This window comes from Clostridium oryzae (genome assembly GCF_002029235.1).
GTDB lineage: Bacteria > Bacillota > Clostridia > Clostridiales > Clostridiaceae > Clostridium_AE > Clostridium_AE oryzae.
Genome location: NZ_MZGV01000014.1, coordinates 51,896 through 77,742 on the forward strand (window position 1 = coordinate 51,896; position 25,847 = coordinate 77,742).

The following is a 25,847-nucleotide window of genomic DNA, read 5'->3' on the forward strand; positions in this document are numbered from 1 at the left end:
GCATAATGCTATTAGCAACAAAAACTGTACATAAATATTTAAAAGCCGATGTATGAAAAAATCTATAAGATTGCAAAGCAAAAGACGACCAGCGTATACGAAAAAGTAAAAACAAACTATCGGGGATGTATCTGTGTTCAACGGTGCATGAAATAGTGGTAGAGATAAAAAGAAAATTTAATCTAGAGAGGATGGGGTATATTTATGAAATTTGAATCAATATCAATAAAAAATTTTAGAAATTTTGAAGATATTAAAATAGATCTGGCAAATAAAAATGTGTTCTTTGGAATGAATGACGTTGGAAAAACTAATTTTTTATATGCTCTGAGATATGTTTTCGACAGAGAAGTCAGAAAACAAAATTTGCTAGATACAGATTTCTATAAAAAACATACGGAAAATCCCATAGATATCACAATAACTATAGATATAAGTGATACTCAAGATTCAGACAGTCAGAAACTTCGTGCTCAATTAAAAGGGGCATTATTAAGCTCACATGATAAAGTATATATTAGATTATTAGCGGCATATGACAAGCAAGAATTTATGGCTCTTCCAGTTTTGTATTGGGGTGGAGAGATTAACGATTTACAAGAAATGAAAACAAGAGGATATTTTTATGAAATTGATTATGTTGTCAATGTATTATATATTGACTCATATGTTGACTTATATTCGTTGTTTAAGAAAAATACAAATACACTAATCGTAAATGACAATGAGAAGGATAAAGATATTCTCGAGCAGATTCAAACAACAGTAGATGATCTTAATACAAATATTTCTTCATTATCTGGTATCAAATCTTTTGAAGAAAAGATAGCTCCAGAATACCAAAAGTTTAGGAATGATAAAATTTCTGTCTCTGTCAAATCAGAAATAGCTGTAAAAGGTTTATATTCTAACATTGTGCCATATATCAAACAGGAGAATGATGATTTACTGTATCCAACTTCTGGAGAAGGTAGGAAAAAGTTATTAGTATATTCGATTTTTGATTTATTGTCTGAGGAAACAGAAGAGAAAAAGATAAATATTTTTCTAATAGAGGAGCCGGAAAATCATTTGCACAGGTCAATGCAAATAGCTCTTTCGCATATACTTTTTGTTGATAAAAAGTATAGTTACTTGTTTTTAACAACACATTCTCCGTTTGTGTTATCTGAAATGGATAATGTAAATTTGGTGCGCATATATAATGAAACAAAGATTGATAGTAAAAGTGTATTTTATAAAGTGCCTGACAAATTTAAGAACCAAAGAAAGATGCTTAATCGTGGACTTACAGAAGCAATATTTGCGGATAAAGTTTTGTTGGTAGAGGGACCTTCTGAAAATGTTCTGTTTGGAAAGGTGTTATCGGTAATCAATCCATTATATGAGGCTGATGGTGTGTATATCTTACCGGTTGGTGGATTTGGATTTAAACCATACTATGAAATATTGGATACGTTAAGAATAGATAATGTAATAAAAACTGATAATGATTTAAGAAAAATAAAAGGAAAACAGGAATTTAGTGTTTTGGGTTTTTCAAGAGTAAATGGTTATATTGGAGAAAGCAAGCTTCCTGCTACACCAATAAAAAAGGATGGAGTTGAAGCTAAAAGAGCACTTTATGATGATAATAAGGATGCACTTAATGAAATTCGCGAGAAATATTCAATTTTTTTATCAAGATGTAGTCTTGAAGAAGATTTAGATGAGGTTATACATGATGAGATGGTTAAATATTTGACTAATGCAGATAATGATGTTATAGGATATTTACATGAAGCAAAAAACTATCATATGGTAGAACTTGTAGAAAAATTGACGGATGATGATTGCAGGAAAATATATGAGCATTACAATTTTGAGTGCCTGAAGGAGGTTATGTCATGAAACTATCTCCTGTCCAAAAACAAATTGTGAAATTACCAGGAAATCTAATTGTACGAGCTAGCGCAGGAACTGGAAAGACACATACTATGGTCTCAAAAATAACATATGACATAGGACAACATCATTCACATAAGGTGATTGCTGCAATTACATTTACAATTAAAGCTGCAAGGGAAATAAAGAATCGTTTGACAATAGATATAGATCGTCAGTTTATAGGGACTAACAATAGCTTTGCTATAGAGGAAATAATAAAGCCATTTATGAAAGATGTGTATGGCAATGACTATAAAGTTGATATGAGTACAGATTATTCCGCAAAAGTACGGACTTTTCAAGAGGGAATAGATAAAATTAGGGTAGATAAAGTTTTATGTTCATATAAAGATAACAAGAAAAATTTTATATTTCAACTTGCACTGGATATATTGAAAAAGTCAAAGGTGTGCCAGTTATATTTGCAGGCTAAGTATTTTAAAATCTATGTAGATGAGTATCAAGATTGTGATAAAGATATGCATGAGTTTTTTATGTATATTTGTGAAAAGTTACAGATAGATACATTTGTCGTTGGAGATGAAAAGCAATCTATATATATATGGAGAGGAGCATATCCAGATGCTTTTTTGAGTATATGGAAAAGAGAGGACTTTAATAAAGAATTTATGGGAGATAATTTTCGCTCTTGCCAGCAAATACAAAATTACTCAAATCTATTATGTAAAGAAACCAGAGGATTATATAAGAAAGTGACAAATTTACAGTCAATCTATTTGATAAATACAACGAAGGCAAAATGGATGGATGCTGTGTTGGAATATATAGACACAAATGAAAAAACAGCATTACTGAGATATAGTAAGTTAAATGCAAAAGAAGGAGCAGATAAATTATCGTTGAAGGGTACTAAATTTGTTTATATACCACCAACACCAATTGCCGATATAACAACGGATGTAGCATGGCTTTATAATGCCATAGCCAATTATTTTATTGTAGATACGTATTCTGCATATGATTTGTTGGAAGAGGTTCCAGATGAGGCTATTGGAAATAAGAAAGTAGTTTCATATGTAAAAAAGACATTAGCTGTTCTGGATGAATGTATCAAGAAAGCGGATATAGATAATTTTGAAAAACAGATGGACAATTTCGCCAGCTATTTTAGTTATAATACAAAAAGAGAGCATATTGATAAATTATATACTACAATAGTAGACGAATCGTTTCACCCAGCTTTTAATGTTGACCAGTTGAACAGAATAGCAATTACATTTCATTCATCCAAGGGATTAGAATTTGAACAGGTCATTGTGTTTGCTAGTGATTATAGGTTATCAGATGCAGAAAGTATTTATAATCACTATGTGGCAGTAACAAGGGCAAAGACAAAATTGATTATCATTAATTTAGGAGAATATAACGATAATATATACCATGACAGATTAGAATCAATATTTGGTGATTCACAGTTAAGAATAGAAGATGTGGTGACAGTAGTTGATAGAAGATAAGAATGTATGATATCTATTGATTGCCGATACAGAGATTGGAAGACTGGCTAATTAGCTGGTCTTTTTGTTGTTTGCAAAATAAAATTGAAGTAATATATAGGTATATATATTTGATATGAAAGGGGATAGGGTGTTGCGTTTATTTTACTGGCATTCAAAAGTTGAAAATGGAAATACATTAAAAGAAGAATTATTTGGTTTAGATAAAATTAGTATTGTAAGAATAGCATCTGCATATTTTTCAAAAGAAGGATTGGAAATTTTAAAAGAGCTTAGAGATAAGCATTTATTAAAAAAGCAAAATATTCATTTATATTTATCACCAGAATTTTCAATAGATAAGCCTCATGAGCTACTTGAGGAATTAAAAGAATTCTGCAATGTATACATTGTATTTAATATTAGATTTCACCCGAAAGTGTAGTGGTTAAAATCAAGTAGCAAAAGCAAATTAATTTTTGGATCATCAAATTTTACTAAGGGCGGCTTTACTGATAATATTGAATTTGATATGGTTAGTGAAATTGATAAAAATGATGAATTAAAATTGGATATGTTTTTTAAATATTGTAATGATAATAGTGAATTAGTGGATGAGAAAATAATTAAATTTTATAAGGATAAAGCAGATGAATTTAATAAATTAAAAAATACTAATAGAAAAATTAACAAGGCTTTATATTCATATGAAAGAAGAAACGATGCATTTGAAGAAGGTGATTATAACTTAGATGAAATGTATTTTACGTACCAAGATTACGAAACCTTATTTTTGAGAAACCAAGCATTAAATGATGCAACAATAAATGTTAGAAGAAAGCTAATTAAAGACAAAATACTAAAAATACATAAGAAAGTATATTTAACTTTAAATAAAGAGAATATTCATTGTCATTGGAGACCCGAAAATATAACATCTTTAATAAGACCATGTGAATTTAATTTTGGAAGAGTAGGGTGGGTAGGAGTAAGATATGGAAAACATAAAGATGAAATTGATATTTTAAATACAGGTTCAGAGAAAGATGAAGAACTAGGATTCCAAAAACATTCATGCTTACAGTTTTGTATTACTTCAAGTGGATTTGAAATCAGTTTATTTCATGCAGTAAGAAGAGATGCTGTAGATAGAAAATTTATTCATGGGAATATTAATAGTCTTAAAAGCAAAATTTTAAAGGAGTTATATAGACTTAAGGGAGAAGGATTAGAATGGATAATTCATGATAATGTAGAAGATAAAGATTATATATTTGAAATAGATAATCAAAAAAGCGAAGACTTTATTTCATTTTATAAAAAGTATGATAAGGAAGGAAGAGAATCGTATTTAGCATATTATTTAGAACCTGATGATGATAATTTAAAAGATCTTAATAGTGCTAGTAAAGTTGTGATAGAAAAAGTAAAAATATTATTACCTTTATATAATTTATTGGCTTTTAGGGTTAAATAAAGTTCAATGAGAGGTTAGGAAACGGTTAGAAAGTTGATGAAAAGTAGAGAGAAACAAATCATAAAATCTATGTTATTAGCAAGCTCAACCATGCGGTCTCGCTAGAACCCTAGGGAAACAAATTTTTCATAGATAGAATTTATGAATTTTAATTCCAAAATTTAATTTTTGTGATCAGAATATATAGTGGCAACCATTTTGAGGTTGAATAAGCTAGCATAGATGAATTATAATTATTATAAAGAGGGATAAATACAAGGGGTAGAAGTACCACAAGGTGAAGCTAAAAAGCCATTGAAGGCTGATTTATTAGCTGAAATATAGAGAGTGTTATTAAAACAATACAACATGAGGAATTAAATGAGGAATTAAAATCATTGTTAAGCGTTATTGAAAAAAATCCTGGAGTTAAGGCCAAAGATACGCCGTTATTATTGAATAATAGATCAATTAAAACTATTGAAAATCAAATTAAGGAATTGGTTAGTAAAGGTTTGATAGAACGAAAGGGTAGTAAAAGAACAGGTGGATATTACGTTATGAATAAATAGAATATTTCTGGGAATAAATATGAACTTAAAAGATATAAAAAGGAATAAATACAGAAACTGTAAAAGATTTAGAGAAGTATTATAATTAATGGCAGCCACATGAGTTATGACTTATGTGGCTGCCACTCGTGAGGAGAAAGTGTAAATGCAGTCATCAAAAAAATTAAAGTTACTTTACTTGATGAAATTATTTTATGAAAAGACTGATGAGGAACATGCAATAAATATGAATCAAATTTTATTGTATTTAGAAAACCAAGGGATAAAGGCTGAAAGAAAAAGCATTTATGATGATATTGAAGCATTGAGAAATTATGGATTAGATATTGTTGGTAGTAAAGAGAATGGAACTTTTCAATATAGGCTTGTTAGTCGTGAATTTGAATTGGCAGAACTAAAGCTTTTGGTGGATGCAGTTCAATGCTCAAAGTTTATTACAGTAGATAAGTCTCAGAAATTAATTAAGAAAATTGAAAGCCTTGTTAGTTCTTATGAAGCTTCTCAGCTTCAGAGACAAGTTTATGTAGGTAATAGAGTAAAGACCATGAATGAGAGCATCTATTATAATGTTGATGCTATACATACGGCAATAAATTCTAATAGTAAAATCCAATTTAAATACTATGAGTGGAATGTAAATAAGAAAATGAAGCTTCGAAGGGAAGGAAAAGAATATGTAGTGAGCCCTTGGACGTTGTCATGGGATCAGGAAAATTATTATCTCATTGCCTATGACAGCGAAGCAGAAATAATGAAACATTATAGGGTGGATAAGATTACTGAAATCCAAGTAAATAATCTAAAACGTGATGGACGGGAAGTATTTGAACAGTTTGATATTGCGTCGTATTCGAAGAAAATGTTTGGTATGTTTGCAGGAAAAGAAGAAGATGTAAAGATACAATTTACAAATAATCTAGTGGGAGTTGTTCTTGATAGATTTGGACAAGATACAATCCTAGTTCCTGAAGACGATGAACATTTTACTATTAATGTGAGGGTGTCAGCCAGTCAGCAGTTCTTGGCTTGGGTCTTTGGGCTTGGAACAGGTGCTAAGATACTAGAACCAGAAAATGTTGTGGAACAAATGAGAGTGGAAGCTAGGAAACTGCTGGAGCAGTATTCATAGTGGCAGCCGTATAAGTTATAACTTATATGGCTGCTATTTTTTTATGAGAATATCTAAGTACGTTTTATTGTACAGTGACTATGATATCTTGTAATTATTAAATTTGAATAAGGAGATAAAGTTATTATGAAAAAGTTTATCAACAAACATTTAAAAGTCATTTTAATGGAGTTTATTACTAATGACTTTGCAGGGTTATTATGGATATTTGCAGCAATTTTGGTGAAAGTAAAGAGTTTAAAGGTATTATCCATTATTACATATTTAGTATTTTTATTAATAATTATGCAATTTACCATAAATATAATCCTTTTTTTCATAAGTATAGTTCATCATAAAAAACCATATGCAGAGGGAAATACTGAGACAGTTAGGTCCTATTTAAGTATAGCTTCACTATTATTAATGACACAGTTTGTTTTTAATAATAGTGTTATATCAAACATTTCATTTATTTTACTTTTAATTCTTGGCGTTTCAGAGTTAATTTATTTTTTGCTGTGTATTGTAAATGAAGTATTAGATGCTGCAAATGAAAGCTTGGATGATTTTCAGAAATAATCTTTTGAAAATGAAGAGGAATTAGTTTGCAAAACCCTAGGGGTGTAAATTTCAAATAAGCATTGATCTTCTTATATATTCCAAGTCAAGGAAAGTTCTCATAAACTCATGATTATTGCAAAACTTTCCGGTAACTTTGCTAAATAGTGCATATATTAAATATGAGGTTTCTAATTAGTGAATGCTTTAATGCAAAAGCATGCAAGGTTACCTTATAAAGAATATAAATATTAGGAGAGTGTTGCACATGAGAGAGAGAAGATATGTAAAATTAAGAGTAGATATGTACGAGGATACTAAATTCAAAATAATGGACTCAAAGCCGGAAAGAGATGTTATTTTTTATATATGGAGCAGAATCGTGCTGTTAGCAGGAAAAGTTAATTTGGTGGGTGAGCTGTATCTTTCTAAAAATATTCCATATACTATTGAGACTTTAGCAATAGAATTTAACAGGGATATTTCTCAAGTTAAATTAGCTCTTGATACATTTATAGAATTAGAAATGCTTGAGCTTACTGAAGACAAAGTATATAAGGTAAGGAACTTTGCCAAGCACCAAAATATTAAGGCAGAGGAAAAAGAAATATCTGATAATATAGAAGGCAAATTAAATACTACTGCAGCTTTAAGCGATAATCCAAAGCTTGAAATAGTTAATGATAAAGATAAAACATCAGAAAATAAGCTAGTAGAAAATAGTGCAGAAAACGCTGTGGCAGCTACAGCAGATTTAGAGGTTACTAGTAAAAATGGAACGGCTGCTATAGATGAGGATATTATGGAAAATAGTCTTAAGGAAGATAGCTTACATAAAAATGACACTTTAGTATTGGAAACTAAAAAGAATAAGAAACGGAATAGGAATAAGAAGAATAATTTAATAAATATTAATGCAAAAGCTCAAGAAATTTTAAACAGTGAAGCTATAGATGATGAAGTATGTAGTCTTGCTGAGGGAGATGTCACTTCAGGTGAGGAGAAAAGTGTTGTTGCAGCTTGGTCCTTTGGTTGATATGTCACTTGTCACGTGCCTGGCACGTGACAAGTGACATACATAAGATAGGAACATCTGTACGTATATATTTGGCATTTTAAGGAATAATATAAAATGGAAAAGTTATTGTAGAAAGAAGTGATACATATGGATTATAATAAAATTGAAGATGCAGTCTTGAAAAAAGCAATGGAAGTATTTAAGCAAAGTGCAGTTAGTTTTTTCGGTATCGATGCAAAAATTATTTCAGTAGCTGAAACCGAAATTAAAAATATTGAAATTAAAACAAATTATACAGATTATTTATTTTATACTGAAGATGGGAACTACCTTCACTTTGAGTTTCAAACTACTGATAAGAAAGATGACATAAAGAGATTTCTTTATTACGATGCATCACTGTTTTACAAGGAAAAGAGGAAGGTACGAACTATTGTTGTTTATTCTTCAGATATTGAAGATGTTGAAAAATATGTTGATGCAGGAACAATACAATATAAAATCGAACCATTTTATATGAAAAATTTGGATGGTGATGAAAAATTAAAATATTTACAAAACAAGATAAGTAATCAGAAATCATTGAGTAATGAAGATATTCTCTCTTTAACTTTTTTGCCTCTAATGAGTAGTAAAATCAGTAAAGGTGAAAGAGCAATAAAAAGTATTGAAATGGCTGAAGATATAGCAGAAGAAAATATAAAAATGCAGTGTATGAGCATGTTATATGCCTTAATGGATAAATTTGGAGATGAAGTGAGTAAGAAAAAATTAAAAGAGGTGATTATATTGACCGAAATAGGTAAAATGATTAGAGATGAGGCTTTAAAAGAAGGAATTAAAGAAGGTATCAAGGAAGGTATTAAAGAGGGACTTAAAGAGGGAGAAACAAAAGGCAAGGCAAATCTTTTAATAAAGCAGCTTTTGAAGAAGTTTAAAAAAGTTCCTGATGAGTATATAAATCAAATAAAGTCACTTTCTGAGGAAATTTTAGATGCTATAGCTACGGATATATTTGAATTGGAGAAGGTAGAGGACTTGAAAAAGTATTTTTAATCGTAGAGCGTCTTTGACTAGTAAATTTCATTTAGGAGTACATGAAGAAATGTTAGAAAGAGCAGAAGTAATTGCGTTTTGCAGTAAGTTTGAAAATGTATATGAAGACTATCCGTTTCATGATCCAAACTGAACTGTGATCCAGAGTGGCGAGATTTCTGGCGAAGTGCTTTTAAATCGGTGGTGCCAGGATATCATTTGAATAAAGAACACTGGAATTGGATGCATCTTATTAGGTATTTATGAATGGTACGGAAAAATGAACAGTACCAAGTTCAACCATGGGTCTCGCTAAAGCCTTCGAGGTGTAAATTTTAAATTTCAGACTGAAAAAATATTATGCAAATAATTAGAATTAGATGATAAAAAATGCATATTTTGATATAATGAAGCCTTTATTGAATCCATAATAAACAATTATGAGGATAAAATATATTATTTAAATAGATTTGAAAAGGATTATTTTGCTACTTTAATCTAATGGCCCAATTGTCCTAATGGAAAAGATTAGAGTATTAGATAGCAGTAGTTTGAAGTTAATTATTGAAGATATATTGGATATAGAAACTGTAAAAGATTTAGAATGGTTGGTATTTATAATAAAAATGCCTTGGGCTATAATGGTTAAAAAGGTTGTTTTGAATCTAACTTATTTGGGATAACCAATAGTCACAGGTAACTGCTATAGCATGTGATTTTAAACTTATAGTACTTTCTATAAAGTCCTTATATAATTTTCTTTTATCATTATCTTTAAAGCAGGAAAGTATTCTTTCAGATCATTTATTTATCTTTTATAATGATAACCAAATGATTTTATTGTAAACATAAATAAGATATTAAAGCAATAAGATACTCTTAATTTTTGAGTATCTTTCTTAATTTACATTTTTTGTGTTGTGTACCTGATCTCATTGTAAAAACTGGAACGTAGTGACTAATTTTTACTTGCTACCGCGTTTTTCACTGATCATGTAGTTAGCGATATGGTTGAGAATTCTATTAAAAGCTGCTGTGAGTTTTTTTGATAGGAATTAGGATTATGGTTACCATAAATTCTTGAAATCCATATGTGGCTGCTGAATAAAGTAATTAATGAGGCAGCCACATGTTTAATATTGTATAGGAATTCTATATGAAAACTTAACTTATACATGTCAAATTATCGAACGGTTCAACACTCATTCGGCGTGTATAAGTTAATAGTTGCAGTAGAAACCCTATAGTTGACTACTATGAAAGAGTCTTTCAAGGTTTTCACAACTTATATACTCAAATCATCTCCATTACTTTTAATAACTTTCTTCATCCATTCATAACTATCCTTTAAATAACGTTTTCCGCTACCTTTGCCATAATCATCTATATCTACATAGATAAAACCATAACGTTTGCTCATTTCACTAGAAGAACAGCTTACTATGTCAATAGGAGCCCATGTGTAATATCCACGTAAATCCACACCATCTTTAATTGCTTCCTTCATTTGTTCAATATGCGTTTTAAAAAATTCAATACGATATAAATCATGAATTGAACCATCTGGTTCTAATTTATCATAATAGCCTATGCCGTTTTCAGTGATATAAATCGGACATTGGTAGCGATCATAAAATAAATTTAAAAACGTACGAAGACCAATGGGGTCAATAGTCCATCCCCATGGATTAGCAGGAAGTTGTGGATTACGATAGGCGGTTTGCTTTTGTTTTACACTTTGAGCATCGCAGATTCTCGTATAGTAATAGGAGAAAGACATGAAATCGGCAGTGTTTTTAAGAGCTTCTTCATCACCTTCACCAAATTTAACATTAATATTATTGTCTTCGAAATAACGGAAAGCATAACCTGGGTAATAACCGCGCAGTAATACATCGGAAAAGAAGTATTCCATCTGATTCCTTCTCACGGTAGCAAACACATCTTCTGGTTTGCACGTTGCAGCATATGCAGGTCCGCCGCACAGCATCATACCGATGTGGTAATTTGAATCAACTTGACGTGCATATTTTGTTGCCAGCCCACAAGCGACCATTTCGTTATGCACACCTTGATATTTAGCGCTTACCAAATCATCCACTACATCCTCTGCAATTCCTAAATGATTAAAAGATTCATGAATAATTAAGTTTATCTGATTAACTATAATCCAATACTTAACTTTGCCCTTGTAACGGTCAAACAGTGTCTTGCAATATCGCACAAAGAAATCAATGGTTTCTCTTGAATACCATCCTTTATAGGCAGTGGTTAAATGCAACGGCATTTCATAGTGGGATATTGTAATCATTGGCTCCATACCATTTTTAATAATCTCATCAATTAAGCTATCATAAAATTTTAATCCAGCCTCATTTGGTTCTTTTTCATCAGCGTTAGGATAAATCCTAGCCCAGTTAATTGAAGTACGAAAAGTTTTTAAGCCTAGCTCTGCAAGTAATTTTAAATCCTGCTTATAGGTATGATAGAAATCTATGCCCCAACGTTTAGGAAATATCCGTCCTTCATTTTTCAATGCCTCGTTGATATAAGTTGAAGTTATCTCTTCATTATATTTTTTGTCTAAGGCTATATCATCATGAAATTCATTTATATCGGAAACACATAAACCTTTTCCATCTTCAGTGTAAGCACCTTCTAATTGATTGGCAGCAACAGCACCGCCCCATAGAAAATCTTCTGGAAAACCTTCTGGTACTCTGTTCATTGAATCACTTCTCCTTTTTAAAAGCGTCTTCATGGTTGCTTTGCTGAAGACGCTCTGTTTTTTATTTTTCTAGTGCAGTTATTCTTTTATCGTAGTTTTCAAAAATTTTAATCATCTGTTTAGCAAGAATAATTTCGCTGTTAATCGTCATCAATGTATCTTGTGCATGTGCAAACAATATTGAATAATCCGCAGTTTCTTCTGCACTTTCCTTTTGGATAGCATCTGTCTGTGCTCTATGAGCAACTGTAATCTTTTCTTGAGCTTCTTTAAGATTTTCTTTTGCTAGCACAAAGTCTGAAACTGCGATGGCATCTAGAGCTTGTTTGCACTTTACACGTGCATCACCTGCATTTATAATTATTTCCATAGTTGTTTGTAGTTTTTGTTCATCCATATTTTAAATCTCCTTGTCATTTACGATTTGTTTATTCATCAGCTTTTTGAGATTGTAAAGCTTTAATTTCCTGAGTTTCATAAGCTTTGAAGAATGGATACCATATAGTTGCTGATATTGCTATATTAATAGCTAGTAATATAATTCCTGTTATTGTTCCAGTTGTAAACCATGTTGAAAGTGGGAAAGGACAATACCACATTTCAAATTGTATTTTTGGAATCGGTGCAAATGGAATTATTTTTGTGAATATATAAGTTGTAAGCGGCAGTATGATTCCCTGAAGCCACATTGGAATCATTAAATATGGATTCCAAGCTATTGCACCGAATACAAGAGGCTCATTGATATTAAAAATACTTGGAACAAGACAAGCTTTACCTAAAGAACTTAATTTTTGAGATCTAGAACGTATAAACATCGCTATAAGTGGTAATGTACAGCCTATACCGCCAACCCATAGATATGCTGAATAAATCGTACTGCTAGTAACTAAATTTAAGTTTGCAGCAGAAGCTGTTCCTGCTTTTGCTAATGCAATGTTTGCAGTTATTGCAGCTAAAAATACTGGTGAAGTTACTGGTGTCAATACCCAACTGGAAATACCCATAGAATATAAGAAGCAATAAATGAACATTATAGCTATAAATCCAAACGGGGATTCAACAAACTTGGATAATGGCATAAATATTGAAAGTACGATATTATATAAATCAACTCTAAAAAGTAATACGACAATCCATCCTGTACATACAACAATAGCAATAGGCAGCATAGCATCGAACCAAGCTCTTACAAAGTCAGGAATTGAAGAATCCTGTTTAAAGAATGAGAACTTACCTAGCAGACTCATAATATATCCTGTAAAAATACCACAGAATATTGCAATAAACATGCCGCCTGCACCTAAGGAACTGTGTCCGAACCCAATAATTTTATCAGCTTCAACTTGAGGTGAAATTACAATTAAAAATAGGATTAAACTACTCATACCAGCTATAAAACGCTGTTTGCGGAGACGTTTCTTTTCCATTAAATTAAATGGAATTAAGAAAGCAACAAACAGAGATATCTTACCCATAGTCCATCCAAATGGTGTCCAAAAGCTTGGTAGTTTTGGAAAGTAATTGTTTAATATTGCTAATAGGCAGAAGACTGAGCCTAAGAAAATAAATGGGAGTGTCTGCATAATAGAATCTTTAATTGAAACTACCCAAACATTATTATTAACTTTATTCATTTTTGGAGAAAAACTATTTTGAAGCCAATTAATCAAACTTTTCATGATTTCATCCCTTTCTTATTTATTATTGAACTGTTGATAAAAGATGTTCTAAAGCCTTATTGCCATCAAGAGTAGCATAATACTCTGATTTCATTAATATTGCTTTTACGTCAGTTCCTTGCAGAATTTCATCGATTTCATCAAGCAAATAAGCTAAATGAGGCCCTATCATTAATACATCAATCTCATCTATATAATTTTCAATTTCAGCCTCACTTCTTGCATTAACCGTAATATCTAATTCTCTTTCTTTTGCAGCCTTTCTCATGTTAGCAGCCATGAATCCGCTGCTTGCACCTGAGCCGCATACTAGTAGAACATTTAATTTTTTCATTTGTATTCTCCTTCCGACCATATTTGGTAACGTTTAAATTTGGTTATGTCTATATTATCACTTAATCCATAAAGCTATTCCAGTAAATAGCTACACCTTCAAAGTGCAAATATTTGTTGCCTTATAGGAGTGCAAATAATTATTTGTTTATTGGGAAAGTTAATTATAGAATAAAATATGTATTAATATAAATCTTTTAACAAAGGCAGAGATATTCTATGGTAAATGCGAAAGCGTTAAAGGTATTAAATTACTTACAGAACCAGGATGATTGGACGACATCTTTACAATTATCATTAAAATTGAATGTATCTTTACGTAGTATTAAAAATTATATTTCAGAAGTAAAAAAAGAAAACCCTGATTTGATTATTTCATCAAGAAATGGATATAAGGTGAATAAACCTGAAGTTCAAATCTTTTTAAAAGCTGCGAATTCTTTAATTCCCCAAACACCTGAAGAACGAATTGATTATATTATTATAAAACTCGTTAAAATTGCTGAAAAAAGTATTGATATTTATGAGCTTAGTCAAGAAATTTATGTTAGCGAAGCTACATTAAAGGCTGATTTACATAAAGTTAAGAGTAAATGTTACAAATTTGATTTAACTTTAATTGTTAGCGGAGATAATGTCTATTTGGAGGGGCTAGAGAAAAACAAGAGAAGGATTATAAATTCAATTATGTACGAAAAACTGAATAATAACCCGTTGGATATTAATACTATTCAAAATGCATTTGTAGACTATGATATAGAAGAAATTGAAGCAATCATATTAAGTGAATTTAAAAAGTATCACTATTATATAAATAGTTATTCACTGATGAACTTAGTTTTGCATGTTGTTATTTCAATTGATCGTGTAAAACACAATTATATTTATGATTATATAGAGGAAAACAGTAAAATGTTAATTAAACAACATGAATATGAGATAGCTTGTGATATTGCTGGGGAGCTAGAAAAGGCATATGACATTAAGTATAATGAAAATGAGATCTACGAACTAAGTTTATTAATTATCAGCCATGCAACGAATATAGATTATGAAAAAGGAAATAACCCTAATATAGATCAATTAGTTGGAGAGGAGTGTATGAAACTTGTAAACGATTTGACACAAGAAATTAGAAGCGAATACTACATTGATTTTAATCAACCAGAGTTTTTGGTACGCTTTGCTTTGCATATAAAAAATCTCCTTATTCGTATTAAAAGCAAACATTATAGTAAGAATCCTTTAAAAGACTCTATAAAAAACAGTTATCCATTCATTTATAATTGTGCGGTCAATATATCATATATAATAAAAACCTACACGGGCAGCCCAATTAATGAGGATGAAATAGCCTATATTACATTGCATATCGGCTCTGCTTTGGTAAATCAGAAAAACTTAGAAACTAAAATCACCTGTGCTATTCTATTTCCTCAATATTACGATTTGGATATAAAATTAGCAGAGAGTTTGTCGTCATTATTTAGTGATTCATTATTAATAAAAAATATAGTAACTAAGGAAAAACAATTACAGAATATAAATGTTGATTTTATTATTTCTACAGTTCGATTTACTAATTTTACTACATTACCATTCGTCATTATAAATACCTTTCTAACTGAAAGAGATCGAAAACTCATTTCTAACAAAATAGAAGAGGTAAAGAAGCATAAACACAAACTTCAGTTTTTGGGAAATTTGCATTCTATTTTTAATAAATCCTTGTTTCAAAAAGATAGGGAATTTCAAAATGAAAAAGAAGCAATTGATTTTATGTGTAGCGAAATGGAAGCACAGGGCTATATAAATCCTTATTTTAAGCAAGAGGTATTTGAACGAGAAGCTATGTCATCTACAGCATTTAATGGTATAGCAATACCACATTCTATGCATATGAATGCTATAAGGACAGGTATGTTTGTAGTTGTCAATGAGCCTGTCTTTATCATTGATTCTTCTGCTCCAGAATCCAGATAAATTTCCACTTAATGCTTCTGCTTTCCCATTCCTATATTTCCGTTCCTAGCAATATCCTCAATTAATTGATTGATTTTTTTTAATGTTTTTTTATCTTCCGTCTGCCAGTAGACATAGTCTTTCCAGCCATTCGCAGTAAAAATTTTATTCATCTTATATGGTACAATAGGTAAGAGGTAACTATTTCATTTAGGAGTAGATGAAGAAATGTTAGAAAGAGCAGAAGTAATTGCGTTTTGCAGTAAGTTTGAAAATGTATATGAAGATTATCCGTTTCATGATCCAAACTGGACTGTGATGCGGCATAGCGAAAATAAGAAAGTATTTGCATGGATATATGAAAAAGAGGGTCATATCTGGATTAATGTAAAATGTGATCCAGAGTGGCGGGATTTTTGGCGAAGTGCTTTTAAATCGGTGGTGCCAGGGTATCATTTAAATAAAGAACACTGGAATTCTATTATTCTAGATGGAACTATATCAAACAGGGATATAGAAACAATGATTAAGGAGAGTTATGAACTTACAAAAGGGAAACAGAAGAGAAGAAAGAATTAAATATCTGATTGTATTTGCTACGTTCATGTGTATTGAGACGGTGATTGCAATTTACGTGCATGATGCATTTATTAGACCATATGTGGGAGATATGCTGGTGGTCATGGTGTTGTATTGTGCAGTCAGAGTTATTATTCCGAATAAGAATAAACTGATTCCGCTGTGGATATTCTTATTTGCTGCATTTGTTGAGTGCTTGCAGTACTTTAAACTGGTGCAAATTCTTGGTGTGGAAGATAATACATTGTTAGCAAGGGAATGACTTTCAGTCACGCCCAAGTGCCCAGGGGTGAAAATTTTTACAGGTACAAGTTTACAATACAAAAAACTATCTGATTAAGTTATCTGGGATTAACCTCAAAGAAGCTAATTATCCTGCAATTTTATTTTCTCACTAACTTATAGTATAATTATATACATGTTCGAGGTGATGATATATATGAAAACAATAGAAGTAGTTGCAGCTGTTATAAAACACGAGAATAAAATATTTGCTACACGTCGTGGTTATGGAGATTTTGAAAACATGTGGGAATTCCCAGGTGGAAAGATTGAAGCTGGGGAAACAAGAGAAGAAGCTCTTATTCGTGAGATCAAAGAAGAGTTAGAACTTGATATTAAGATTTCTAAGTACATAACAACGGTTGATTATGATTATCCGAATTTCCATCTTACAATGCATTGTTTTATGTGCGATGTATGTGGTGGAGAAATGCATTTAAATGCTCACAATGCTGTAAAATGGGTGATGATAGAAGAATTGGACAACCTAAGATGGGTACCAGCGGATATATTGGTTGTTAAGAAAATTAAAGAAATGTAATATTCGTCTTAATCCAGCTATCAGCTTGACTTTGTTATTAATTGTATATTTAATCAGCTCTAATTCATGAACTCTTTTTCCTGAGGCAAGCTTTTTTGAAATGAATTCAATAAAGGACTCCTGAGTAGGGGTAAGCTGTATATTATATTCTTTTTCATACTTGGTTAAAAATCTATGGTAGGAACCCAAACTGTTGCTGTTAAATATTCTTACAGGATCAATAGAATCGTGTATATCAAAGTCTTTTAGTCTAGGAATTCTTCCTAGCTTCTGTTTTAATGCATTATAACTTTCTTTTATAAGTTTTATATCATTAAAATTGGCTTTGTCAATGGATTCAAAAATACGTTTTTTTGAGATCTCATCGAAATTAACAGTGGAGCATCCTGGGATAATTCTGTTACCTTCCATCACATATTTTCTTATTGTATCTTTGTTATAACTCCTGTCACCTGAAAGTGCTATTGGTATTAAGAAATTTTTATTATAATTTCCCACAAAATCGATAATGACAACATATTCCTTGTTTTCAAAGCGTCTAAGTCCTCGACCTAACTGCTGTATAAAAACTATGGAGGACATGGTAGGTCTTAGCATTACTACCTGGTTGACGGCAGGTATATCTACACCTTCATTAAAAATATCAACGGTAAAGATATAATCTAGACAATTGCTATTTTCCTCCTGTTCTAAACGCTCGATGGCAACTTCACGTTCTGGCTGACTATTATCTCCAGTCAATGCAACTGTTCTATAACCACGTTTATTAAATTTATCAGATAATTCTCTTGCTTCTTTTTTATCACTGCAAAATATCAGTCCTTTTACTTTATCGCCGCAGTAACCATAAAAATTGAGTTTCTTGATTATATGGTTAACTCGTTCGTCACTGACTAAATATCTAAAATCGGTAGTATCGTCCAAAACTTTTCCGTCTATAGAAATATCCGTAATGCCAAAGTAATGAAAAGGGCATAGCAGATTTTCTTCTAATGCTTGCTGCAGACGTATCTCATAAGCTATATTATAATCAAACATCTTAAATATATCAAAATCATCAGTTCTTTCTGGTGTAGCAGTCATACCCAATAAAAACTTAGGCTTAAAGTAGTCAACGATCTTCTGGTAACTCATTGCACCAGCCTTATGAACCTCATCGATAATAATATAATCAAACTCATCTTTATCAAAGCTATGCAATACTTCTTCTTTAGATAATGTTTGAACAGTTGAGAAGATCAAATCTTTGTCCATATCTTTAGAAGTACCCGAAAGAATTCCCATGGTTTTAGTATCACCAAAAACATTTTGATAGCTGTTTAAAGCCTGTTTAGCTATCTGTTCTCTATGCACAATAAATAACGCACGCCTTGGATTATAATTTCTTACATCAAAGGCTGACAAGTAAGTTTTCCCTGTTCCTGTAGCGGAAATCAATAATGCTTTATTTATTCCTTTTTCTCTAAGGTTATCTAAAGATTGAATAGCAGAAACCTGCATCTTATTTGGTCTTAATTTATATTGAGAAAGTCTAGGAACTTTGCTTTCTCTGACAGATTGTCTCTGCTTTTTATAGATTTTTTCATAGGCTTCAATCCATTCAATGGTTAAATCTTCAGCCTCAAGCCACATATTTTCAAATTCATCTAATACAGACTTTGTTAACTCACCTTCCTCTAAAGAAGATATTTTAATGTTCCATTCTTTATTTTTTGTCAGTGCTGTTTGAGTTAAATTAGAACTTCCAACTATTAGTTTATAATGATTGCTATGTTTAAAAATATATCCCTTAGTATGAAAACTGTCTTTACTATACATTTTTAAACTGATATTTGAAAATTTCAGCAGCTTTTTAAGTGCTTTCGGTTCACTGAAATTAAGATAATCAGTTGTTAAAATACTGCCCTTAATTCCCTTTTGAGCTAAATATTTAAGGGTCTCTAAAAGAGGGACTATACCGCTGCTTGTGATAAAAGCTACTGATATCATAAACTCAGTACATTTTGTTAGTTCTGAGATTATTTCACTTAATACTTTCTCACCTTTACTGTAATTATTTATAATAAGCCTAGGTCTAAGTGCAAGATTAGAATCTATTAAATTATTTATAAGACCAGTCTCACTTGCCTTTATGATATCATCAATGACTGGTGAGGATGCATCATCAATGGATTTTGAATCAATTGCAGCTTCTAAGAAACTTCTATTATTATCTATCTTGTTATCCATATGAGTATCTCCTTGTAGAAAATTGTATCTATTGATATTGTAGCATAAGCTGTTTTTATTATATCACCAAAAAAGAAATTTGTTTCAGTAGAATAAAAGAGTAATTACATATGTAAAATTACGACATGATTCATGGAAGTTCTTGGGAAGCCAGATATTTGGAATAAAATTGAAAAATATGCTATTGCTAATTTTTTAGATAAGTAATAAAATAATGTTAATATTATTCTTTTATTTAAGCTGTGTGCTTTTAACATAAATAAAAGAATTGTGAATAGGAGTAAGAAAAACGAAATGGGATTTTTTATACGTTGAATATAATGTAAATTATGAACAAAAATATGGAATTTCACTTTATAGCAAATATGAAAAATGGAACTGTCAGCGTAGAAGTAGATGAGTTGAAAAGTGAGGAGGTTTATAAAACCGCTTTGCCGTGTGGAAAAATTCAATTGAAATAAATGAGGTTTGATAATTATGAGCAGAAAGCCAAGGGTGCATTATGAATTAAGTGATTTAAGAGGAGTTAAATCTCCATCTGGAGAAGAAATCAATAGTATACTTCGAGCAGCGGACGAAATTATTTTTACAGGTGGTAGGACAATGTTAGCCAAGATACTTAAGGGATCAAAAGATAAGAAACTTCTGGAGAAAGAGCTTAACAAATGCCCAAGCTATGGATACTACAAGCAATTATCGATAGAGGAAATAACAAAAATCGTAGATTGGATGATTATAAATGATTATTTACATATAGAATATAATGGAAGGTTGCCTATGATTATATTCTCAGAGTTCGGTTGGGAAACTTATAAACCAGTTTATGTGGATGAACTTTATAATTGCATATTAAATTTAGAGGCAAATGCTATTTGGGATTTTATTGAACAACTTAAACAAACTAATAGACAGGTGGTTATCATGCTTTTATCTAAAATTGGAGAAAGCAAAAATATAGGGTTTATTCGATTTTTAACAAGATGGCAAATAAATGAGGTAAAAAAAGTTAGATTAATGATTGATAGAACTATTTTAAGTTTGAAATCTATCTAGGGAAAGAAAATAAACTGCAGTTTGAAAATATAAATAAAGATACAACACAAAAATACATTGATAATTAATCGATGTATTAGAGGTTCTTGTTGGACTTGCTGACGCTTTGGGATATAGTGAAGAAGAGCTTTTTAAAGGCTAGAACTGAGAAAAGGAAAAAAAGAGACAGCATTAAAAAGAGAAAAAACTATAAAATTCAGGAATATATAGTGGCAGCCATATGAGTTATAACTTATATGGCTGCTATTTATTTAAGATAAATCTTTAGCCTTAAGAACTAATTTTCTATATTCTTCAAGATTTTCTACTGTAATAGATTTTATATTATAATTAATCATAATGCAAACACATATTACATATTTTGGATGTATAACTCGTTTTATGGTATAATTGTAAAGAAGAATGATTATATTTTAATGGCTACTTTTAATAAAAGTTAATAAATAACTATCTTAAGTGGATAAAGTATCAATATTATTTTCAGTTAAAGGTTTTATTAAATATATATCTATAAATGTAACTTAAAGACGTATCAACGTTGAACATAGAAAAGAACCTAATCCTAATAAGAAATGAAGATAAAACAGAAGAAATCATAAATTGCAGCCCAACAACTAGTGGTAAGCGTAACATAACGTTTAAAAACAATAAAACTTATACTTACAGCAGCTACAATGTTCAATGGAGTAGAAATTGCATAGAAATTAATCCTAAAACAATAATTGTTTATGAAAAAGGTATTCCAATCTCAGGAATTACTAAAATTATTAAATTTGAAGAACTTAGTTACATTAGGTTAATATTTAAAACTGGATATCATAAGTTATATCGTAAAGCGGAGCTAGTGATACAAAAGAATAGTCTTGAGGATTCAGTTTGCTTAGATTGCTTTTCCTATTTAAAAGAACTTGCAGGTAGTATTGATTTCCAAAATGATAATGATTTTATAAGCAGGCAGTATCAGAATATGACAGCTATAAGTCCTGATAGTGTTTTATATAAGTACCTGAAGCATGGGACAATTAAAAGCATAACGCATTTTAGTCAGATAGTCTTCCATTTTGGATTTAACATAAGCCAAAAGGGAGCTGCTGAAAAGGCTTTGACTAATCAAATTAGTGTTATTGAAGGACCTCCTGGGACTGGGAAGACTCAGACTATATTAAATATTATTGCAAATGCTGTTATGGAAGAGAAAACAGTGGCAGTTGTTTCTAACAATAGTTCTGCTACTTTAAATGTTTTTGAAAAGCTTAAGAAATATAAGATTGATTTTATAGCAGCATATTTAGGAAATAAGCAAAATAGGACTGAATTTTTTGAGAATCAGGGTGGTAAGTATCCTGATATTAGCAGTTATAAATTGGATGGTGAAAAGGGTCAAAAGATAAAAGATGATCTAGTAAATTCTCAAAAATCACTTGAAGAAAAGCTAGAAGAGAAGAATAGATTAGCTCTTTTGAATATGAAAAAATCAAATTTAATCACTGAAAATGGTCATTTCGAAAAAAAGTATGCGTCTTCACTGATGGAGATATCTCTTTAGGTAAGAATGAAAGTGTTGTTGCAGCTTGGTCCTTTGGTTGATTAGCTATAATAAAATTTGATCAACTTATAAATAAGGTGAAACAACTGCACGAGGCTAATAAAATCTGTTGAATAGCTATTTGTTGAAAACAGATAAAAAATTTTGGAAGGAATTTCACAACAATATACAGAATATTAATATTGGAAGTAGAAAGGGGATGCTAGTATGATTTCAAAAGATATACTTCGAGAAGTATTATCAAAGGCATTACGAAGCGGCGGGGATTTCGCTGAAATATTTGTTGAAGATACCATAAAAAATACTATAAATATGATTAATGGTAAAATTGAAAATGCCGTTTCAGGCAGAGATTTTGGTGTTGGAATTAGAATATTCAAAGGCTTGAGATGCGTATATGCCTACACTAACGATAAAAGCAGGGAAGGTTTGCTGGAAGCTGCTTATAGGGCGGCCAGCGCTTTAGGAGAAGGTAAGGAAGAAAAGGAAATTAATCTTATCGAAAGAATAAACTCAAATATTCACCCAATAATATATATGCCTTCCTCAATAACAAATTCTAAAAAAGTAAATATAGTAAAGCAGGCTTATGGAGCTGCTAAGGATTACAACAGTGAGATTGCTCAGGTAGAGATATTTTATTTTGATGAGGAGCAAAGGGTGCTTATTGCAAATAGTGAAGGCTTATTAACAGAGGACAGAAGAGTAAGAACAAGGCTTGGGATAAACTCTGTTGCCAGCAGTGGAAATGAAAACCAGACAGGCTTTGAAGGACCAGGAAGAAGAATGGGTTTTGAAATGTTTGAAATTATAGATCCTGTTTTTTATGCTAGGGAAGCAAGTAAAACTGCGGTGACTATGCTCCATGCAGATGCGTGCCCTGCTGGCAAAATGACTGTTGCAATTGATAATGGCTTTGGGGGAGTAATATTCCACGAAGCTTGTGGACATGCTTTAGAAGCATCATCTGTAGCTAAAGAAAATTCTATTTTTGCAGGAAAATTAGGACAAAAGATAGCCTCAGAAAAGGTAACAGCAATCGATGATGGGACTATGCCAAATCTTTGGGGCTCACTTAATATTGATGACGAAGGAACACCTACAAGGAAAAAGATTCTTATTGAAAAGGGCATATTAAAAGGATATATGGTAGATAAACTTAATGGAAGAAGAATGAACATGGAATCCACAGGAAGTAGTAGAAGGCAGTCTTATAAATTCGCCCCTACTTCAAGAATGACCAATACTTTTATTGCAGCCGGTGAGGATTCTAATGAGGATATTATAGCTTCTATAGATAACGGACTCTATGCTAAAAAGATGGGTGGGGGTTCTGTAAATCCAGTCACTGGAGAATTCAACTTCGCAGTAGCTGAAGGATATCTTGTAAAGAATGGAAAAATTGATAAGCCAGTTAGAGGCGCTACGTTAATAGGTAAAGGCGACGAGATTCTTATGAATATAGATATGGTAGGAAAAGATATGCAGCAAGGTCAAGGAATGTGCGGTTCCAGCAGTGGAAGCATTCCTACTAATGTTGGACAGCCTATGATAAGAGTTTCTGAAATAACTGTTGGCGGAAGGTAAGAAAGGGGGTTTTAAGATGACATTAGATGGATTTAAAGAAATGGTATTTAAATTGGCAGCGGAAAATGGCTTTAGTGAATATGAAATATATTATTCAAATGGAACTTCTCTTGGTGTACAAGTATTTGAAGGAGAAATTGATAAGTACACTGTAAGCGGAAGTCAGGGACTAAGTTTTAGAGGATTATATAACGGCAAAATGGGCTATGCGTATACTGAGATATTGGACGAGTCGGCTGCTTATTTTGTTGTAAATTCGGCAAAGGAAAATGCTCTTATTATCGAAAAAGAGGATGAAGAAATAATATATGCAGGAGATGAAAAATACACTCAGTTTGAAGGCTTTGGAGAGAAACTTTCTAAAACTGCGGTGAGTGAAAAGATAAAGCTTGCTTATGACTTGGAAGCTGAAGCTAAGAACCAGGATGAGAGCGTTATAAGAGTAGAAAGCGAAATCGAGGAAGGAGAGGACCTTACTCAGATAATAAATTCTAAGGGACTTAATTTATCTTTTAAATCAAATGTTATATTTGGTGTTGTTGAGGCAGTTGTTAAAGATGGTGAAAGAATGAATTCAGACTATGCTTTCAAAGCAGTTAGAGATCTTGAGAAAATAGATTCTAAGTTGCTTGCAAAAGAAGCAGTTGACAAGGCATTAGCATACAAGGGAGCTAAAACAGTAAAATCAGGCAAGTATAGAGTCGCTCTGAAAAATGATATAGCAGCAAAGCTTCTTCAAACCTTTTCGGGTATATTTAGTGCGGATAATGCGCAAAAAGGAATGTCTCTATTAAAGGACAGACTAGGAGAAACAATTGGAAGCAAGGCAGTAACAATTATGGATGATCCGCTTCTTAGGGAAGGATTAAATTCCAGACCCTTTGATGCTGAAGGAGTTGCAACTTACACTAAGGAAATCGTTAAAAAAGGAGAGCTTAAGACCTTGCTTCATAATTTAACCACTGCAGCTAAAGAAGGAGTGAAAAGCACAGGAAATGCCTCAAAAGTGACTTATTCTTCACCAGTTGAGGTTGCACCTTCGAATTTTTACTTTAAACCAGGGAATAACAGTTATGAAGAAATGCTTAAGGCTCTAGGGAATGGAATCCTTATTACAGAGCTCCAGGGACTTCATTCAGGTGCAAATCCTGTATCCGGAGATTTTTCATTGGCTGCTAAAGGTTTATTAATAAAGGATGGAAGCGTGGAAAGACCTGTAGAGCAAATTACAGTTTCGGGAAACTTTTATGAACTTTTGAGAAATATTGAGGAAGTAGGTTCAGATATAAGATTCGGCATTCCTTCAGGAAAAGGATATTTTGGTAGTCCGACCTTAATAGTTAAGGAACTTTCTATAGCTGGAGAGTAGGAATGAGTGTTGACGAAGTACCATTTCAGTATGGCTTCACTATTATTAATCACCAGGAAATGCAATATTGAAATAGTATCTAAGGAAGAAAAATACAAGCTGTTAGAGAAAAAGCTTCAAGAGGAAGTTGGAGAATTCCTAGAAGATAAAAATCTAGAGGAATTAGCCGATGTATTAGAGATTGCAGTTGGACTTGCTAATGCTTTAGGATACATGTTGGGGTGTTAAAATGAAAAAAATAAACTCAAATGATCTTGGTGGGAAAGTAGTTGGGGTTATTGTTATGTTTTGCTTTATAGTTCCAGTGCTCTGCTATTTGCTAAGAAAATTATTTGGTTTTATACCAGCTAGAATACTGATAATTATAAGTTTGGTAATAGGTGGATGTATTTCTTTTTTCTCCATCATAATATTAATTATCGAATTTAGACAGGATAGAAAATTAGATATGTTCTACAAAAATCATAGAAATTCTAAAATGCAATTAGAGGACGGTATTTTAGAATGTCAAAATTGCGGCAATAGGAAGATTAAAGAAAATGATAGCTTTTGTGCTTCTTGTGGAGTTGTTTTTACTGATTATATTGATAAAGCTCCTTATTAGAATTAAGCAGCTGCAGCTTTAAGCAAACTCACAAAACATAAGCAAGTATGTTCGATAAACAGTAGATAAGAATAGAGGGGAAAATTCCTTCTATTTTTTGTTAAAAAATATGATGGAGTGATTTGAAAAGTATTTTAATCCTATATGAAAGCATCCTAGATAATCAGAAAGTGAACGGAGTTAAAAGTGTTTATAATATCTGTGATAGATAGAGAAGTC

At 31.4% G+C, this 25,847-nt stretch carries 24 protein-coding genes and 3 pseudogenes; 21 read left to right on the top strand and 6 right to left on the bottom strand.

All coding sequences use genetic code 11. The features are described 5' to 3' along the window. The first annotated feature begins 204 nt into the window (after positions 1 to 204). The 10 genes from CLORY_RS08505 (at position 205) to CLORY_RS23250 (ending at position 9,816) form a co-directional block, all read left to right on the top strand. On the top strand, positions 205 to 1,890 hold the full coding sequence (locus CLORY_RS08505; protein WP_079423262.1) for an ATP-dependent nuclease: 1,686 nt from the start codon (positions 205 to 207) through the stop codon (positions 1,888 to 1,890). Continuing rightward, positions 1,887 to 3,404: a UvrD-helicase domain-containing protein gene (locus CLORY_RS08510; RefSeq protein WP_079423264.1), complete on the top strand. Its 1,518-nt coding sequence runs from the start codon at positions 1,887 to 1,889 to the stop codon at positions 3,402 to 3,404. The genes CLORY_RS08505 and CLORY_RS08510 overlap by 4 nt, the downstream gene beginning before the upstream one ends. 115 nt (positions 3,405 to 3,519) lie before the next feature. Further along, positions 3,520 to 3,828 carry a hypothetical protein gene (locus tag CLORY_RS08515; protein ID WP_139376000.1) on the top strand — a complete coding sequence of 103 codons (309 nt, stop codon included), beginning with the start codon at positions 3,520 to 3,522 and terminating at the stop codon, positions 3,826 to 3,828. 87 nt (positions 3,829 to 3,915) lie between these two features. Next, on the top strand, positions 3,916 to 4,860 hold the full coding sequence (locus CLORY_RS08520; RefSeq protein ID WP_079423268.1) for a hypothetical protein: 945 nt from the start codon (positions 3,916 to 3,918) through the stop codon (positions 4,858 to 4,860). 377 nt (positions 4,861 to 5,237) lie between these two features. Then, a complete protein-coding gene (locus CLORY_RS23245; RefSeq protein WP_169911570.1) occupies positions 5,238 to 5,411 on the top strand; it encodes a hypothetical protein in 174 nt (57 codons plus the stop codon). Between the two features lie 145 nt (positions 5,412 to 5,556). Further along, a complete protein-coding gene (locus CLORY_RS08525) occupies positions 5,557 to 6,540 on the top strand; it encodes a helix-turn-helix transcriptional regulator (RefSeq protein WP_079423270.1) in 984 nt (327 codons plus the stop codon). A gap of 126 nt (positions 6,541 to 6,666) precedes the next feature. Continuing rightward, positions 6,667 to 7,101, top strand: coding sequence for a hypothetical protein (locus CLORY_RS08530; RefSeq protein ID WP_079423272.1), 435 nt, complete (start codon positions 6,667 to 6,669; stop codon positions 7,099 to 7,101). A gap of 247 nt (positions 7,102 to 7,348) precedes the next feature. After that, positions 7,349 to 8,116, top strand: a complete 768-nt coding sequence (locus CLORY_RS08535; RefSeq protein ID WP_079423273.1) for a phage replisome organizer N-terminal domain-containing protein — start codon at positions 7,349 to 7,351, stop codon at positions 8,114 to 8,116. 129 nt (positions 8,117 to 8,245) lie between these two features. Beyond that, a complete protein-coding gene (locus CLORY_RS08540) occupies positions 8,246 to 9,154 on the top strand; it encodes a DUF4351 domain-containing protein (RefSeq protein ID WP_079423275.1) in 909 nt (302 codons plus the stop codon). Positions 9,155 to 9,651: 497 nt separating this feature from the next. Further along, positions 9,652 to 9,816 carry a hypothetical protein gene (locus tag CLORY_RS23250; RefSeq protein ID WP_169911571.1) on the top strand — a complete coding sequence of 55 codons (165 nt, stop codon included), beginning with the start codon at positions 9,652 to 9,654 and terminating at the stop codon, positions 9,814 to 9,816. A gap of 602 nt (positions 9,817 to 10,418) precedes the next feature. On the opposite strand, the gene CLORY_RS08550 is transcribed toward CLORY_RS23250, so the two are convergent. The 4 genes from CLORY_RS08550 to CLORY_RS08565 all read right to left on the bottom strand — a co-directional run bounded on the left by CLORY_RS08550 (position 10,419) and on the right by CLORY_RS08565 (position 13,877). Then, positions 10,419 to 11,861 carry a glycoside hydrolase family 1 protein gene (locus tag CLORY_RS08550; RefSeq protein WP_079423277.1) on the bottom strand — a complete coding sequence of 481 codons (1,443 nt, stop codon included), beginning with the start codon at positions 11,859 to 11,861 and terminating at the stop codon, positions 10,419 to 10,421. Positions 11,862 to 11,922: 61 nt separating this feature from the next. Next, the gene (locus CLORY_RS08555) at positions 11,923 to 12,258 is read right to left on the bottom strand and encodes a PTS sugar transporter subunit IIA (protein WP_079423279.1); all 336 of its coding nucleotides are present in this window, start codon (positions 12,256 to 12,258) and stop codon (positions 11,923 to 11,925) included. Positions 12,259 to 12,289: 31 nt separating this feature from the next. Continuing rightward, the gene (locus tag CLORY_RS08560) at positions 12,290 to 13,543 is read right to left on the bottom strand and encodes a PTS sugar transporter subunit IIC (RefSeq protein WP_079423281.1); all 1,254 of its coding nucleotides are present in this window, start codon (positions 13,541 to 13,543) and stop codon (positions 12,290 to 12,292) included. Between the two features lie 22 nt (positions 13,544 to 13,565). Beyond that, positions 13,566 to 13,877, bottom strand: a complete 312-nt coding sequence (locus tag CLORY_RS08565) for a PTS sugar transporter subunit IIB (RefSeq protein WP_079423283.1) — start codon at positions 13,875 to 13,877, stop codon at positions 13,566 to 13,568. 218 nt (positions 13,878 to 14,095) lie between these two features. Between CLORY_RS08565 and CLORY_RS08570 the strand changes: the two genes are divergently transcribed. Continuing rightward, a complete protein-coding gene (locus tag CLORY_RS08570; RefSeq protein WP_079423285.1) occupies positions 14,096 to 15,859 on the top strand; it encodes a BglG family transcription antiterminator in 1,764 nt (587 codons plus the stop codon). Here CLORY_RS08570 and CLORY_RS24195 read toward each other — a convergent pair. Next, positions 15,860 to 16,011 (bottom strand): annotated as a pseudogene (locus tag CLORY_RS24195) (type II toxin-antitoxin system YoeB family toxin); the annotation flags it as partial. Positions 16,012 to 16,066: 55 nt separating this feature from the next. Between CLORY_RS24195 and CLORY_RS08580 the strand changes: the two are divergent. From CLORY_RS08580 to mutT, 3 genes are all read left to right on the top strand, one after another. Next, positions 16,067 to 16,417, top strand: coding sequence for an MmcQ/YjbR family DNA-binding protein (locus tag CLORY_RS08580; RefSeq protein ID WP_079423287.1), 351 nt, complete (start codon positions 16,067 to 16,069; stop codon positions 16,415 to 16,417). Next, on the top strand, positions 16,377 to 16,679 hold the full coding sequence (locus CLORY_RS08585; RefSeq protein ID WP_079423289.1) for a ribosomal maturation YjgA family protein: 303 nt from the start codon (positions 16,377 to 16,379) through the stop codon (positions 16,677 to 16,679). The genes CLORY_RS08580 and CLORY_RS08585 overlap by 41 nt, the downstream gene beginning before the upstream one ends. Before the next feature lie 177 nt (positions 16,680 to 16,856). Then, the gene (gene mutT, locus CLORY_RS08590) at positions 16,857 to 17,240 is read left to right on the top strand and encodes an 8-oxo-dGTP diphosphatase MutT (protein WP_079423291.1); all 384 of its coding nucleotides are present in this window, start codon (positions 16,857 to 16,859) and stop codon (positions 17,238 to 17,240) included. Here mutT and CLORY_RS08595 read toward each other — a convergent pair. Beyond that, a pseudogene (locus CLORY_RS08595) lies at positions 17,238 to 19,469 on the bottom strand (DEAD/DEAH box helicase family protein); the annotation flags it as partial. The gene mutT and the pseudogene CLORY_RS08595 overlap by 3 nt on opposite strands. 477 nt (positions 19,470 to 19,946) lie before the next feature. On the opposite strand from CLORY_RS08595, the gene CLORY_RS08600 reads away from it, so the two are divergent. The 7 genes and pseudogenes from CLORY_RS08600 (at position 19,947) to CLORY_RS08625 (ending at position 25,628) form a co-directional block, all read left to right on the top strand. After that, positions 19,947 to 20,522, top strand: coding sequence for an RQC-minor-1 family DNA-binding protein (locus CLORY_RS08600; RefSeq protein ID WP_079423294.1), 576 nt, complete (start codon positions 19,947 to 19,949; stop codon positions 20,520 to 20,522). Between the two features lie 89 nt (positions 20,523 to 20,611). Continuing rightward, positions 20,612 to 20,746: a hypothetical protein gene (locus tag CLORY_RS23960; RefSeq protein ID WP_278335309.1), complete on the top strand. Its 135-nt coding sequence runs from the start codon at positions 20,612 to 20,614 to the stop codon at positions 20,744 to 20,746. A 314-nt stretch (positions 20,747 to 21,060) separates the two neighbouring features. After that, on the top strand, positions 21,061 to 22,068 hold the full coding sequence (locus CLORY_RS08605) for an AAA domain-containing protein (protein WP_242954376.1): 1,008 nt from the start codon (positions 21,061 to 21,063) through the stop codon (positions 22,066 to 22,068). Positions 22,069 to 22,275: 207 nt separating this feature from the next. Further along, complete coding sequence (locus tag CLORY_RS08610) at positions 22,276 to 23,655, top strand: TldD/PmbA family protein (protein WP_079423295.1); 1,380 nt, start codon at positions 22,276 to 22,278, stop codon at positions 23,653 to 23,655. Between the two features lie 16 nt (positions 23,656 to 23,671). Then, a complete protein-coding gene (locus tag CLORY_RS08615; protein WP_079423297.1) occupies positions 23,672 to 25,024 on the top strand; it encodes a TldD/PmbA family protein in 1,353 nt (450 codons plus the stop codon). A 30-nt stretch (positions 25,025 to 25,054) separates the two neighbouring features. Continuing rightward, positions 25,055 to 25,237, top strand: a pseudogene (locus tag CLORY_RS08620) (nucleoside triphosphate pyrophosphohydrolase family protein); the annotation flags it as partial. Positions 25,238 to 25,253: 16 nt separating this feature from the next. After that, the gene (locus tag CLORY_RS08625; RefSeq protein WP_079423299.1) at positions 25,254 to 25,628 is read left to right on the top strand and encodes a hypothetical protein; all 375 of its coding nucleotides are present in this window, start codon (positions 25,254 to 25,256) and stop codon (positions 25,626 to 25,628) included. Positions 25,629 to 25,847 lie beyond the last annotated feature (219 nt).

Bases quoted from the DNA above. Each gene is read 5' to 3' on its own strand.
- CLORY_RS08520 (WP_079423268.1), top strand. From the start codon at position 3,916: ATGGTTAGTGAAATTGATAAAAATGATGAATTAAAATTGGATATGTTT.
- CLORY_RS08530 (WP_079423272.1), top strand. From the start codon at position 6,667: ATGAAAAAGTTTATCAACAAACATTTAAAAGTCATTTTAATGGAGTTT.
- CLORY_RS08505 (WP_079423262.1), top strand. From the start codon at position 205: ATGAAATTTGAATCAATATCAATAAAAAATTTTAGAAATTTTGAAGAT.
- CLORY_RS08555 (WP_079423279.1), bottom strand. From the start codon at position 12,258: ATGGATGAACAAAAACTACAAACAACTATGGAAATAATTATAAATGCA.
- CLORY_RS08585 (WP_079423289.1), top strand. From the start codon at position 16,377: ATGAACTTACAAAAGGGAAACAGAAGAGAAGAAAGAATTAAATATCTG.
- CLORY_RS08580 (WP_079423287.1), top strand. From the start codon at position 16,067: ATGTTAGAAAGAGCAGAAGTAATTGCGTTTTGCAGTAAGTTTGAAAAT.
- CLORY_RS23250 (WP_169911571.1), top strand. From the start codon at position 9,652: ATGGAAAAGATTAGAGTATTAGATAGCAGTAGTTTGAAGTTAATTATT.
- CLORY_RS08615 (WP_079423297.1), top strand. From the start codon at position 23,672: ATGACATTAGATGGATTTAAAGAAATGGTATTTAAATTGGCAGCGGAA.
- CLORY_RS08570 (WP_079423285.1), top strand. From the start codon at position 14,096: ATGGTAAATGCGAAAGCGTTAAAGGTATTAAATTACTTACAGAACCAG.
- CLORY_RS08600 (WP_079423294.1), top strand. From the start codon at position 19,947: ATGAGCAGAAAGCCAAGGGTGCATTATGAATTAAGTGATTTAAGAGGA.
- CLORY_RS08525 (WP_079423270.1), top strand. From the start codon at position 5,557: ATGCAGTCATCAAAAAAATTAAAGTTACTTTACTTGATGAAATTATTT.
- CLORY_RS08625 (WP_079423299.1), top strand. From the start codon at position 25,254: ATGAAAAAAATAAACTCAAATGATCTTGGTGGGAAAGTAGTTGGGGTT.
- CLORY_RS08540 (WP_079423275.1), top strand. From the start codon at position 8,246: ATGGATTATAATAAAATTGAAGATGCAGTCTTGAAAAAAGCAATGGAA.
- CLORY_RS08515 (WP_139376000.1), top strand. From the start codon at position 3,520: ATGAAAGGGGATAGGGTGTTGCGTTTATTTTACTGGCATTCAAAAGTT.
- CLORY_RS08565 (WP_079423283.1), bottom strand. From the start codon at position 13,877: ATGAAAAAATTAAATGTTCTACTAGTATGCGGCTCAGGTGCAAGCAGC.
- CLORY_RS08510 (WP_079423264.1), top strand. From the start codon at position 1,887: ATGAAACTATCTCCTGTCCAAAAACAAATTGTGAAATTACCAGGAAAT.
- CLORY_RS08560 (WP_079423281.1), bottom strand. From the start codon at position 13,543: ATGAAAAGTTTGATTAATTGGCTTCAAAATAGTTTTTCTCCAAAAATG.
- mutT (WP_079423291.1), top strand. From the start codon at position 16,857: ATGAAAACAATAGAAGTAGTTGCAGCTGTTATAAAACACGAGAATAAA.
- CLORY_RS08550 (WP_079423277.1), bottom strand. From the start codon at position 11,861: ATGAACAGAGTACCAGAAGGTTTTCCAGAAGATTTTCTATGGGGCGGT.
- CLORY_RS08535 (WP_079423273.1), top strand. From the start codon at position 7,349: ATGAGAGAGAGAAGATATGTAAAATTAAGAGTAGATATGTACGAGGAT.
- CLORY_RS08610 (WP_079423295.1), top strand. From the start codon at position 22,276: ATGATTTCAAAAGATATACTTCGAGAAGTATTATCAAAGGCATTACGA.